The sequence below is a fragment of the Microcoleus sp. B3-D7 genome (assembly GCF_036705305.1).
Taxonomy (GTDB): Bacteria; Cyanobacteriota; Cyanobacteriia; order Cyanobacteriales; family Microcoleaceae; genus Microcoleus.
This window is the reverse complement of the sequence record NZ_JAUBUE010000001.1, coordinates 230295-243634: the sequence shown is the minus strand read 5'-3', so window position 1 is coordinate 243634 and position 13340 is coordinate 230295. Positions and strand designations below refer to the sequence as shown.

Below are 13340 nucleotides of genomic sequence, written 5' to 3'. Positions count from 1 at the left end.
ACATATACTACAATATATAATACAGAGATTTGAGCCAAAATCCTTGGAGCTCAGAAAAATCAGAATCGAAGCCGCTTGAATGTGTAAAAATACTGAAGCAAACATTACTAAACCCTGCACGGAGCAATTGTTGTGGATTCCAGATATAACCCCCAATCCATAGAAGAAAAATGGCAGCAGACATGGGCTGAGCAAAACTTAGACCAGATGCCAGAAGATACCCAAAAGCCTAAATTTTATGCCTTATCCATGTTCCCCTACCCGTCGGGAAACCTGCACATGGGCCACGTCCGCAACTACACAATCATCGATGTAATTGCCAGACTCAAGCGAATGCAAGGTTATCGGGTATTGAATCCGATGGGATGGGACGCTTTTGGTTTGCCCGCAGAAAATGCAGCTATCGAGCGAGGAATTCCCCCTGCACAATGGACTTATCAAAACATTGCCCAAATGAAAGGCTTATTTCGCCGCCTGGGTATTTCTTTTGACTGGACAAAAGAAGTTACAACTTGTTCTCCCGATTATTATCGGTGGACTCAATGGATTTTCTTGCAATTTTTAGAAGCCGGATTAGCTTATCAAAAAGAAGCCGCAGTTAATTGGGACCCTATAGACCAAACAGTCTTAGCAAACGAACAAGTAGATAACGAAGGTCGTTCCTGGCGTTCCGGTGCCAAAGTCGAGCGCAAATTATTGCGGCAGTGGTTCCTCAAAATTACCGATTACGCCGAACAGTTATTAAACGACTTAGACAAATTGCCAGATTGGCCAGAAAGAGTCAAATTAATGCAAGCCAACTGGATCGGAAAATCAGTCGGCGCTTACTTAGAATTTCCGATTGTCGGAATGGATGAAAAAATCGCCGTTTTCACCACACGTCCCGATACAGTTTACGGCGTCAGTTACGTTGTTTTAGCACCGGAACATCCACTAACTCAGCGGGTGACAACCGAAGATAGAAAAACCGCCGTAGAAACCTTCATCAAAGAAGTCGCCGCCCAAAGCGAGATCGATCGCACAGCCGAAGACAAACCAAAGCGCGGCATCCCCACAGGCGGCAAAGCAATCAATCCTTTCAACGGCGAAGAAATTCCCATTTGGATAGCCGATTATGTGCTGTACGAATACGGCACCGGCGCAGTCATGGGAGTACCCGCCCACGACACGCGAGATTTCAAATTTGCCAATCAATATCAACTGCCAATTAAAGTAGTAATTGTTGATGATGATGAAGTTCCGCTGACGGAAGCTTACACAGAACCAGGAATTATGATTAATTCCGAAAGCTTCAACGGCATGGATTCAATTAAAGGCAAAGCAGCAATTATTCACCATGCCGAAAATGCAGGTTATGGCAAAGCCCGAATCCAATACCGCTTGAGAGATTGGTTGATTTCTAGACAGCGTTATTGGGGCGCTCCGATTCCCGTAATTCACTGTCCCACCTGCGGCACAGTACCCGTACCCCAATCGGATTTGCCCGTATTGTTGCCGGAAAATGTAGAATTTACGGGCAAAGGTTCGCCATTGGCAAAGATGGAAGAATGGGTAAACGTTCCTTGTCCGAGTTGTGGCACTCCCGCGAAGCGAGAAACAGATACGATGGATACTTTTATCGATTCTTCGTGGTATTTCTTGCGCTACCCCGATGCTCAAAATCAAGAGCAAGTCTTCGACACGGCGAAGACCAACGATTGGATGCCCGTAGACCAATATGTGGGCGGCATCGAACACGCAATCTTGCACTTACTGTATTCCCGGTTCTTTACCAAGGTTTTGCGCGATCGGGGTTTAATCAATTGTGACGAACCATTTAAACGCCTGTTAACTCAAGGCATGGTGCAAGCAATGGCATACAAAAATCCTGTTACTGGCAAATACGTTCCCCCAGCAGATATAGACCCCGCAAATCCAAAAGATCCTGAAACTGGTGAAGCTTTAGAAGTCTTCTATGAGAAGATGTCAAAATCCAAATATAACGGCGTTGACCCCTTGCAAGTTATGGGAAAATATGGGGTAGATACGGCGCGGATGTTTATTTTATTCAAAGCACCGCCAGAGAAAGATTTGGAGTGGGATGACGCTGATGTAGAAGGGCAATTTCGCTTTTTAAATCGCGTTTGGCGCGTGGTGACAGAGTTTGCTGCACGCCCCCCGGCGACCCCCGGTCAAGGGGTAGAAAATGCTGAATTAAGTAAAATTGAGAAGGATTTACGGCGGGCAATTCACACTGCAATTAAGGCAGTTAGCGAAGATTTGGAGGGCGATTATCAGTTCAACACTGCTGTTTCTGAAATGATGAAACTCAGCAATGCTTTGAATGATGCTAAGTGTAAAGACTCGCCAATTTATGCCGAAGGAATCAACACTTTGATTCGCTTGTTAGCGCCTTTTGCACCGCACATTGCTGATGAATTGTGGCACAATACTGGTAACAGTGAATCGGTGCATACGCAAACTTGGCCGACTGTCGATCCATCTGCATTAGTTACCGATGAAATTACGCTGGTAATTCAAGTTATGGGCAAGACTCGCGGCACAATTCAAGTGCCTTCTGGTGCTGATAAAGCTGCTTTGGAAAAGTTTGCTCGCGAGTCGGAATTGGCTAAGCGTCACCTGGAAGGTAAGGAGATTAAAAAGGTAATTGTGGTGCCTGGAAAGTTAGTTAATTTCGTGGTAGCTTGAGTGTAAAAATCGCTACCTGTAAGCAACTTATCGTTTAAACACAAACACAACCTAATCCCCTTTAAACACTATCGGGCAACTATTATTTACTGTAAGAGTAGACAAGTTGCCCTTTTTTTACTAGCTTTAAGGGAATTTTAGGATTGTTTAGGGGCTCGTTTCTTAGCCTCACTTTTTCTTCCCATTCTTTAAATTTAGGTTCCAGCATTTCAGGTGTAAGTTTATAAATCTCTTTGAGAGTTATGCCTTCATACAGTCCAATATACCAAGCTTCTACTCTGCGATATTTGTCAAGTATAATTTCATTCAAATGATGGTGAGTAGTCACCCCACCACTTCTATTGAGAGCAATATTGATTGTTTTAAGTTCGTATTCTTTTCCTTCAGCATCAATAGCATCGTTTCCTTCACGTCCAGGTGATATCCGCAGCCCTAAAAGGATTAATAACTGTAAAGTCTTTCCCCCGTTATCTTGAAAAATATCCGCAATACCATATTCACTAGCCAGATTTTGCAATTCTTGGATGCTTTTCATAGCATTTTCTAGCCGTTTAGCATCTGAAATGCGTTCTGCTTCCGTGGTAACAGCCTCTTCAACAGGCTCTACAACTGACGGAGAAACAGGTTCAGCTATTAGGGTGCTAATGAGAGCTGTACTCTCGCCACTTTGGCTAAAACTGATTAAATAAGTAGCGGGTACATCGAGCGCTTCAGCTAGAGCGAAAATAACTTCAAAGGATGGCGATCTTTCACCGCGTTCCAATAAGCTGATATAGTCAGTAGTCTTGTCTATGAGTTCTGCTAACTCGTCCTGTGTCATCCTTTTTTCTCTGCGTAACTGACTTACCTTGGCCGCAAATTGTTGTCTGGCTTCTTTGTAATTCATACCCCTCACAATTGATAAAAACGAACTGAAAGTTCGCTTTGTGAATGGTACGAAGAATTTATACACAAAACAACGTACTGACAGTACGGATTTAATCAGACTGAGAGTACGGATTTTGATATAATGACAGTAGGCTGTGTCTGTTGTACCTTAAACTAATCTAAATTAAGCATGAGTAACATTTTGCCTGCCCCAATTTACACCACCCAATACGGTCAATCTTATTTGGGAGATTCTCTTCATCTCCTGAATAGTCTTGCTAACAATTCTGTAGATTTGGTGATTACATCCCCTCCTTTTGCATTGCAACGCCAAAAGAGTTATGGAAATGAAGATCAAGATTTATATGTTGATTGGCTGCTGGGCTTTGCTCCGGAAATTAAAAGAGTTCTTAAGGATACTGGAAGTTTTGTTATAGACCTTGGAGGTGCTTATCAAAAAGGAATACCTGTACGCTCACTGTATAATTACCGCGTACTTATTAGGTTATGTGACGAATATGAATTTAAACTTGCTCAAGAATTTTTCTGGTTTAATCCTTCAAAACTTCCATCTCCTATAGAGTGGGTGAATAAAAAGAAAATCCGGGCTAAAGATTCTGTGAATACTGTTTGGTGGCTTTCCAAAACGAATCAGCCTCAAGCGAATATTAGTAAAGTCAAAGTAGAGTATTCTGAGAGAATGAAAAAACTTTTGAAAAATGCTGATGAATTTTACACGCCCAAAGAACGTCCTTCCGGTCACAATATTAGCGATCGATTTGCCAAAGATAATGGAGGTGCTATTCCATCTAATTTGCTAGAGATTTCTAATTCGGAAAGTAATTCTCAATACTTACGTTGGTGCAAAGAGTTTAATGTTAAGGCGCATCCGGCACGTTTTCCCCAAAGATTACCGTCATTTTTTATAAATTTTCTTACTGAGCCGGGAGACATGGTAGTAGATATTTTTTCTGGTTCTAATACTACGGGTCATGCAGCCGAAGAATTATCAAGAAACTGGATAAGTTTTGAAAAGGAAAAACAATATGTTGCTGCATCAATATTTAGATTTTTGCCTCAAGAATATTTTGGGCAAGCGGATACAATATACAACCAATTGTTAACTGAGGAAGCATCAGGATTGATTTTACCTCAAAATAGGCTACTTTTTGAAGTTAATAATTATTGTTTTTAATTGGGCTAAATAGTCAAAATTTTCTTTCAGATATGAAACTGTCTCTTGAAATCGCTTCTACACGCACAAATTCCCCGCAGAGAGCGACTGAAATAGATGATTTTAATTGTTAATTTCAAAAAGCAATTGCACGATCGCTCCGCATTCCAATTTTAAGACAGATTGAGCGCTGCCGCCATGAACGGCAACTTCTACCCAACCGTCAGAACCAGTTATGGCAATTAAATCGCCCGGTTCGCTGTCGCTGTAGGTTTTACCGCTGGGGATGCGAATTGCATCAGAACTATTGCTAATTGTTACTGACCAATTGTTACCTATAATGCAATTATTCGGGATATTAGTAATGAGATTGCCGAAGCGATCGACATATTGAACACACCCTTCTATACCTGTGGCTGTAACGGCACAATTTGGTATCTCTAACTGCACTAAACTTGCAGGGTCGAGATCCTCCCCCAACTCTTCCAAAGCCACCCCGTTGGCCAAGTGAGCAGCCGCAGCAGCGAAAATATCGCGACCGTGAAAAGTGCTGCTGGGTTGAGGTGTGCGCCAGTATTGCGAATTCGTGAGTTCGACACAGGCGATCGCACTTTCCCGACTTAACACCCCGCTAAACAACCCGTTATCCGGGCCGACAAGAAAGCAATTAGCACATTTAATCGCAACCCCACGTCTCTTGCTTCCCACCCCCGGATCGACGACAGCAACGTGTACGGTTTCCGGCGGAAAATAAGCAAAAGCAGTCATCAAACAAAACCTCGCCGCCGCAATATTTTGAGAGGGTATTTGGTGTGTAATGTCAATGACTTTTAACTGCGGGTTAATTTGGGCGATCGCACCTTTCATCACTCCCACATAAACATCGCTTAATCCAAAATCCGTCAGCAGAGTTATAATTCTATTTTTAGACATATATCCACAGGTAAGAATATGGTAGCGCAGTGGGAAAACTTTCTGCAAAATCTGGGAGAATGGCACGGTTCTTTTACCCAGTTATCGCCGCGAGGAGAGGTACTTCAAGATACTCCTAGCATTATTTCGCTCGAAGGTTTCAATGACAACAAAAATGTGCGATTGAAACTCCGTCGGTTTTCCCCAAATCCTAGCGGTGTCGGCGAACCAGAAGTGAGCGAACTTGTTAGGGAATATCACGGTTTGGGACGGGATATCCTATTTTTTGAGAATGGAGCTTTTTCTCAGGGTACTATTCAACTAGCGCCTTATTCTGAGTCTGGTGGCGAGTTTGGTTTTATCTACAATTATCGCCGGTTGCGCTTCGTTCAGCTATACAATACCGACGGCAATTTATCAAACCTTACCTTAATTCGGGAAAAACAGCCGGATAAAAATGTCCCCGAACGTCCGCCTTTAACTGTTGAGGCTTTGCTGGGAGAATGGCAGGGCGAGGCGGTGACAATGTATCCTGATTCGCGTTCTCCAGACTTTTATTCTACCAAACTGCAATTGCATTTGGAAAATAGCGATCGCCTAGTACACCAAATCACTTTTGGCAGTAATGCTAGTGTTATCAGTTCTAGCGCCCGCATTGACGGTTCAGTTCTGCACTTTAACGAAGGTGCTTCGCCGGTGCAAGTTGTACTGCTTCCTGACGGAGGTTCTTGCACTTTACCTGTCAAGATTGAACCCAGAAAACCTCTATTTTTCGAGGCAGGTTGGTTGGTAGAACCTGACTTGCGGTTTCGGATGATTCGCAGTTACAACGAGCGGGGTGAATGGGTAAGTTTGACTTTAGTTACTGAACGCAAAGTTAGTCATTGATTAATATGAGCTGGTGCACACACTCTTTAATTTCCACCCATAATCTACATAAACCCGCCCCCATTTAGGGCGGACAAAAGTTTATGTATCTGCGACTTTTATTCGCCGGACTTTGTTTCCTGGGTTTGCGATTGAATCACCGCACTCCAGTCATCATTGTTAACAGCAGCTTCCAAATCCTTAGCGCGTTCGCCGTCACTTTGGACTGCGGTTTCTAACTCTTTGCTAAGAGTAGAATCTGCCATTGCTTTGCGTAATTTTAGCTTCTTTTCCTCATAAGCTTTTTGTTCTTCCGCAGACATAGCAGCGCGGGCTGCTTGGCCTACTGTACTCGCCCACATTTCGCTGTCAGCACCGTTTCCAGGCGGAATGCTGCCAATTTCTGCTATCCAAGCATCCCGCAAACTTTCCATTTCTTCCCGCTTCGGGAATTTGAAAGTTTGCACGCGCAGGAAAGCACAATTTCCTGCGCCATTTTGGGCGATGTGACCGTTGATTGAAAGCAGGATATTTCGCGAATAACCGATAAACTGAGTGTTGCGGGCAGTGTCCATTACAGCGTAAACGCCGGCGACTTTCGCGTTAGTTGCCAAATCGCGCCATGTATCGATCGACATTACTTGCGTGCCGTCATTTTCTAATTCAGAAATAGCGGCTGCTGCGCTGTGTTCTGAGTCGGAACTGTATAAAAAGTTGTGCAGTCCTTCATGGGCGACTGGTACGTTTTGATGTTCAATTGCTACGTCTCTATCGGCATTCACTTGATTAGCTTCCATAAAACCCAATTCCTCAAAAAATGTCAACTTTACTCATTAAATCCCACTTTCAGGGGCGGGCTTTCCGGCCCACCCCACAATAAAGTTCTGTTTGTGGAACAGGCCGGAAAGCCTGTTCTATTGTTGTTTTTGCCCTTATATACTTAACTTACGGCAATTTGTTGCAATTCCTCGTCAGTCAATTTAACTTCGAGCGCCTGCACCGAGTCCTCAATACTCGATACTTTGGTCGCACCGGGAATCGGAACGATGCAGGGCGATTGTGCCATCAACCAAGCTAATACTATACAGTAAACTGAAACGTTTTTTTCTGCTGCTAATTTCGCGATCGCGGGCATATCTTGCAAGCTTGTGGCGCGGCGGCTTCCTCCCAAAGGACTCCAGGGAAAAAATGTCAGTTTTTCGGTTTCGCAATATTCCAGCACGCCGTCTGATTCGGGCTGTCTGTGCCAAGGATTATATTGATTCTGAACAGAGACAATTTCTACTGTATCGCGGGCGCGTTTGATCTGTTCTACAGAAAAGTTGGACACTCCAATAAATCGAATCATTCCTGCTTCTACTGCTTCTTTTGCAGGTGCTAGGGCTGCTTCGATGGTATAAGCGGGATCGGGCGAGTGATATTGCCAAAGGTCGATCGGTTTCTGGCCGCCCAATGCTTCAAAACTTTCCCGAATTGTCTTGCGTAAATGATGGGGGTTGCCATTGCGCGTCCACGCACCTTGAGGCCGCATTAAGCCGCCTTTAGTGGCCACAGTAACGGCCCTAACATCTCCGCTGTACTGTTGCAAAGCTTTGGCAATGAGGTTCTCGTTGTGGTGTTTGTCGGATTCATCTTGGCAGTAGGAATCTGCGGTGTCAATTAGGGTGACACCCAAATCGAGGGCGCGGTGAATTACCGCAATTGATTGCGATTCTGGCGGCCGGCCGCTTAAGGACATTGGCATACCTCCAAGACCGATCGCGCTGATAGTAAAATTACTGTTACCCAGTTTTTTTCTTTTCATTGGTTTGGCTTCGCTTGCGTAGTTTATTTCCAGTTTACATTTCCAGGATAGGTTGAAATCTTACATTTTTTTACCTATCTAAGTAAATAGAAAAAATATTTTTTAGATAAGCTGTTTGGCCTTGAAAGTGTATATTTCAATTCCCTATTCCCCACGTGTCAAATCCTCTCCCTCTCAAACATAATAGACAATCTAGATGTGCAGCAGCTTACCTACCTACTTAACTAGCTGGAAGCGCTGGTGTAAAAGCGGAGTGCAAAGTGCCAGAAGTAGCGGGAGAAAAATAACAGCCCGATCGCCAATATTCCCGCCCCTGCGATCCAAACGATTTCACCTCTCCCCAGCATGGCTTCTGCAGGCACAGTCGTCAAGAAGGCAACGGGAACTACGAAAGTGAAGAAAAATCGATAAGCTGCGGGATAAGCTGCCATTGGAAACCTACCGGCTTCTAACAATCCTTCGAGAACTTCGGTAACATTGTAAATTTTGACAAACCAAATGCTGGTTGCCCCTAACATAAACCATATACTGTAAAGAGTAATAGTTCCGAATAATAGCGGTATTGCTGTTAAAAAATAGTTGCCGATTGCTACTCCCAATTTGTTAGCAGCATACAGCAGCAATACGGTGCCCAAGATTAAATCTGGGATTCCCCAAGGCGAAACTGTGTTTGCAGATAGCCAGAATTGGGAACTGATGGGTTTGAGGAGTACGAAATCGAGAGTACCTTGCTGCACTCGATCGACAATACGGCTGAGATTAGGTGCTAGAAACGTTGACGAAAACCCCTGCAAAATCGTGAAAATACCGAGTACAACTAAAGCCTCTTCCCATTTCCACCCAGAAAACGTGTAACCGGTACGGTAGAACAAAAACAGCCCAAACAAGCTGCCCGCAAGATTTCCGAGGCTGCTGATGGCCGCGAGGACAAAGTTGATTCGGTATTCTAGTTCCGCTGCGATCGCCGCACCCCAGAACAATTTCAGTACGTGCAAATATCGTCCCATGTTTGTCGCCATTTTTTGCCGTTGAAATATTTAGATTTCATCCTATTGTAAAGCTTGTGTGAAGTTAACTGCTGTACGGCTGCTTATTTCACTATAATTTTAAATTATTTAGACCGCTTATTTAAGTAGTTTTATTGACAGGCAGTATTAAGTTATTTAACAAATTTTAATCAAAAAGTACAATTATTAAATTAAATCAATCTTAAGCCCATATATTTGGGGAATTATTAAGCCTGGTTCATGTTTTTACACAAAGCATCGCTTGATTGATTAGAAATCATAATATGTTACAACTCTTAATAATATAAATATTTGACAAACATCTAGCCATACCTAAACGCAACACTTAGGATGGGGCATACGTATTCAAAAGCAATACGTAATCAGCAATGCGTAATTATACGTACAAAAGAGGGATCGAGAAATTGACCTAGCTAACAACACGTAAGGAAAAAAAGACATGGATGCTTTAACATTATCGAGACTGGGCGTCAAGCACACCAAAAGTGCAGTGGCCGAATCGCTGCGAATCAATACAGGATACGACGTGACAAGCCCCGTCACTTTTTACGGGATTGTCAACGAGCGCTGCAATGTAAAATGCCGGCAGTGCGAGTATTGGCGGCTCAAAGAATATAAAGACGAAATGACGATCGAAGAATGGCAAAATGCCCTCTTGAGCGTCAAAGAATTTGTGGGCGAATTTTCAATCAACTTTAGTGGCGGCGAACCTTATATTAAAAAAGGTTTTCTAGACTTGCTGGCCTTTGCAAATAAAAATGGCATTCACGCCGGCGTCACCACAAACGGCTATTGCATGACTAGGGAAAACGCAGCCAAAACTGTGGCCGCTCGTCCTTTTAATGTGAATATCTCAGTTGACGGGCCGAATGCAGAACTGCACGATTATTTGCGAGGTCAACCGGGATTATTTGATCGGCTTTCTAAAGGAATCGGTTATCTGCGCGAAGAACAAGAAAAACAGAACGTTCTGTTTCCGATCAACATCAAACCGACAATGAACCGACTCAATTTCCGCCACCTCCCGGAAATAGTCACCTGGGCTCAGGGAATTGGCGCGACGACGGTGAACTTCCAACCAGTCAACCGCTGGACGCCAGAAACATACGAGGAATTGTGGATTGAAAAAGAAGACATCGAGGAATTAGCACAAGTAATCGAACGCCTAATTGAAATGAAGAACAACGGTGCTCCGATTATGAACAGCGATGAAGTGTTGCGATTGATGATTCCTCACTTTGCCGAAGAAAAAGCTCCTGATTCAACTCGTCCTTGTCGCGTGGGACTCCGCAATTACTGGATTGATACGCGCGGCGATGTGAAATTGTGCGATGAGTTCCCGGTAATTGGTAATGTAAAAAATGCCAGCGCCCGCGAAATTTGGTACGGCGAAAAAGCTCAGGAAGTCCGTCGCGATACTTTGAATTGCGGCAAGCTTTGTCTGATTACTTGTGTCTCACAAAAGACTATTTTGGACAAGGTGAAAATGGGGATGAAGTTATTGAAAAATTGAGGTTTTAGCCGTCGTGTTAACATTGCTTGTTTTCATGGTTGGTGACCGGGTTTGAGCAGAAACCCGGTTTTTTGTTTGATTAATTGTATTCCCTTCGGTTTTGCTAAAGGACATGGCAATGCCGTTTATTTACGAATACAATGTTTTGTATCAGTCTTGGCTAAATATATTATTGCCCCTTAAACAATAACCGATTGGTTGACGATACCTTATGTCAAGAATATTATAAATCTGTTGGAGCTTTAAGTGGGTTATCAAACGAACTCAAATGAGGGACAATTATTAAAATTAAAAATTTTCCCCTATTCAATAAATTAAATTATTTCCTGTACTTGTAAAAAAATGGATATGTCGCAACTACGGACAAGAATCAATCTACAACAAGTGATGTACACAAAGTGTGTGCCATTCGTTGGAATAACAACTAATTTCAGAGAGCTCAAGCAATTAACAAGAATATAGTCTTGGCAGTGTCGTAAAGCTCGGATTAAAATAAATCATGTTGCTTCTTGCGCTTTACTCGTGTAGGCTTTGCGCTAACAAGTTTAGCCGGTCAATCGGGTCAAACAATTTATCAAATTAAACACTCTAGTGCTGTCAAGTTATTTAATTTGTTAACTAAAACGTCCCAATGCTCATATGTTTATTGTCTAATGGTTTGGTGCAGGGTGCGAGGCTCACTTGGGACAGTTGCGTAAGTCCTGAATAGGTTTGACGCGCTACTTATCGGGGTAAGGCGCCCACTGCAAACCTGCAATATAGATGTTCTGCCCAAGTCTTGAACAACTGTATGAAAAAAAACCCGCCTACGCGGGTTTTTTTTGTGTCGCAAGTGGTTTGAAACTGTCGGGATTTGCTCGCAGTTTGCTTAAAGCGATCGATAAACGCGATAGTTAATTTCAGGGAAAATATTATCAATCTCCTCAACCTTCTCCAACCAACCCGAATCAACTTTCCCTTCTTTCACTTCATCGTACAGCTTGTGAAAGCGCATTAAGTGCGATCGAGTCCGCCGCACTGCATAGGGCACCATCGTCCCTGTACGCATGATAAATGCCCAGTCAGAAGATTGAGCTAGCAGCACTTCCCGCGCCGCCTGGTTCAAAGCCCGCCACTGCAATTCATCCGCAGGTTCCATGCTTCCCAACTCAATCATCCGTTCCGCAGCTTTGTGCAAGTGCGGGTAAATCCAAGCATTGGTATCGTTGAGCCAATACTCGTGGAAACCCCGGAAACCCCAGCTAGACTGAGACGGGCGGCACACTTGCTGAGTCGGATTGCCCCGCAAATAATCGGCTAAGTGCGTCATCTCGTAGGTATTTTGGTCGTACCAACTCTTGCGGAACAGGTAATCTAAGAACCAAGGCCCTTCGTACCACCAGTGACCGAAAAGTTCGGCGTCGTAAGGTGAAACAATAATCGGTGGACGCTGCATAATGCCGTTGAGGTGTTCGACTTGGCGTTCCCGGTTAAAAGCAAAGTTGCTGGCGTGTTCGGCTGCTTTTTCCCTTGCCCAGTAAGGATCGTACAACTGTTTATCGCCTAAACCCAATCCGCGACCGGTGATTTTGTGATATTTAATCCCGGTATTTTTCCGCTGGCCGTTGGGCATGATGTAGGGCTTAATGTAATCGTAGTCAGCTTCCCAGCCCAAATCTTTGTAGAATTCGCGGTATTCGGCAGCGCCTGGATAGCCGACTTCGGAAGACCAAACCTGCTGCGAGGATTCGTGATCCCGACCGAAGGCTGCTACTCCGCATTCGGTGAAAATTGGGGCGTAGCTGCCGTAGCGGGGACGTGGGCGGGCGTAGAGGATGCCGTGACCGTCTGTGAGAAAGTAGCGGAGGCCTGCGTCGGCTAACATCCGTTCTAAGCCTTCGTAGTAGGCGCATTCGGGCAGCCAAATTCCTTTTGGTCGGCGGCCGAAGTTTGCTTCGTAGTTGTCGCAAGCTACTTGAATTTGTGCCCAAACTGCTTCGGGGTACATTTTCATCAGCGGTAGGTAGCCGTGGGTGGCACCGCAGGTGATGATTTCGAGGTTGTTGGTGTCTTGGTGTTCTTTGAAGGCTTTGACTAAATCTCGATCGTACTTTTCCCAAAAGTTGCGGACTTGAGAGAAATGGGCGGCGTAATGTTCTGCCAAGTAGCGGAGGTGACCGTTGCCGCTGTTGTGTTCGATTTCGAGGTCCGCTAATTCTTCGAGTTTAGCCAAGTGGTCGTCGAAGCGGTCTTGCAGCAAGGGGTCGCGCAGCATGGCCACTAAGGGCGGCGTCATGCTCATGGTAATTTTAAAGTCGATGCCGTCGCGCTTGAGCCCTTCAAAGACTTGCAGCAGGGGAATATAGGTTTCCGCGATCGCCTCAAACAGCCATTCTTCTTCTAAAACGTAGTCGCTTTCGGGGTGGCGGACGAAAGGCAAGTGGGCGTGGAGAACGAGGGCGAGGTAGCCAATAGTCATAAAAAAATTCGGTAAGTGGGAAACTCAGC

General features: G+C 44.4%; 10 protein-coding genes. 4 read left to right on the top strand and 6 right to left on the bottom strand.

The window, feature by feature from the left end; translation table 11 throughout:
* Window positions 1–132 precede the first annotated feature (132 nt).
* On the top strand, window positions 133–2688 hold the full coding sequence (leuS, locus tag QUB25_RS00875; RefSeq protein ID WP_333061803.1) for a leucine--tRNA ligase: 2556 nt from the start codon (window positions 133–135) through the stop codon (window positions 2686–2688).
* Between the two features lie 82 nt (window positions 2689–2770).
* On the opposite strand, the gene QUB25_RS00870 is transcribed toward leuS, so the two are convergent.
* On the bottom strand, window positions 2771–3574 hold the full coding sequence (locus QUB25_RS00870) for a helix-turn-helix domain-containing protein (RefSeq protein ID WP_333061804.1): 804 nt from the start codon (window positions 3572–3574) through the stop codon (window positions 2771–2773).
* Window positions 3575–3745: 171 nt separating this feature from the next.
* Here QUB25_RS00870 and QUB25_RS00865 point away from each other — a divergent pair, with 171 nt between their 5' ends.
* Window positions 3746–4750, top strand: a complete 1005-nt coding sequence (locus QUB25_RS00865) for a site-specific DNA-methyltransferase (protein ID WP_333061805.1) — start codon at window positions 3746–3748, stop codon at window positions 4748–4750.
* A 102-nt stretch (window positions 4751–4852) separates the two neighbouring features.
* On the opposite strand, the gene QUB25_RS00860 is transcribed toward QUB25_RS00865, so the two are convergent.
* Entirely contained in the window at window positions 4853–5662 is an 810-nt protein-coding gene (locus QUB25_RS00860; RefSeq protein ID WP_333061807.1) for an SAM-dependent chlorinase/fluorinase, read from the bottom strand.
* 18 nt (window positions 5663–5680) lie between these two features.
* On the opposite strand from QUB25_RS00860, the gene QUB25_RS00855 reads away from it, so the two are divergent.
* Window positions 5681–6529, top strand: coding sequence for a DUF3598 family protein (locus QUB25_RS00855; protein ID WP_333061808.1), 849 nt, complete (start codon window positions 5681–5683; stop codon window positions 6527–6529).
* Window positions 6530–6627: 98 nt separating this feature from the next.
* On the opposite strand, the gene QUB25_RS00850 is transcribed toward QUB25_RS00855, so the two are convergent.
* The 3 genes from QUB25_RS00850 to QUB25_RS00840 form a co-directional block, all read right to left on the bottom strand.
* Window positions 6628–7305 (bottom strand): GIY-YIG nuclease family protein, encoded by a 678-nt coding sequence (locus QUB25_RS00850; protein WP_333061809.1) that lies wholly within the window; start codon window positions 7303–7305, stop codon window positions 6628–6630.
* Window positions 7306–7448: 143 nt separating this feature from the next.
* Window positions 7449–8312: an aldo/keto reductase gene (locus QUB25_RS00845; RefSeq protein ID WP_333181584.1), complete on the bottom strand. Its 864-nt coding sequence runs from the start codon at window positions 8310–8312 to the stop codon at window positions 7449–7451.
* A gap of 224 nt (window positions 8313–8536) precedes the next feature.
* Window positions 8537–9331 carry an ABC transporter permease gene (locus QUB25_RS00840; protein ID WP_445242199.1) on the bottom strand — a complete coding sequence of 265 codons (795 nt, stop codon included), beginning with the start codon at window positions 9329–9331 and terminating at the stop codon, window positions 8537–8539.
* 448 nt (window positions 9332–9779) lie between these two features.
* Here QUB25_RS00840 and QUB25_RS00835 point away from each other — a divergent pair, with 448 nt between their 5' ends.
* The gene (locus tag QUB25_RS00835; protein ID WP_333181582.1) at window positions 9780–10853 is read left to right on the top strand and encodes a radical SAM protein; all 1074 of its coding nucleotides are present in this window, start codon (window positions 9780–9782) and stop codon (window positions 10851–10853) included.
* An 868-nt stretch (window positions 10854–11721) separates the two neighbouring features.
* Here QUB25_RS00835 and QUB25_RS00830 read toward each other — a convergent pair.
* On the bottom strand, window positions 11722–13311 hold the full coding sequence (locus QUB25_RS00830; RefSeq protein WP_333036521.1) for a glycoside hydrolase family 57 protein: 1590 nt from the start codon (window positions 13309–13311) through the stop codon (window positions 11722–11724).
* Window positions 13312–13340 lie beyond the last annotated feature (29 nt).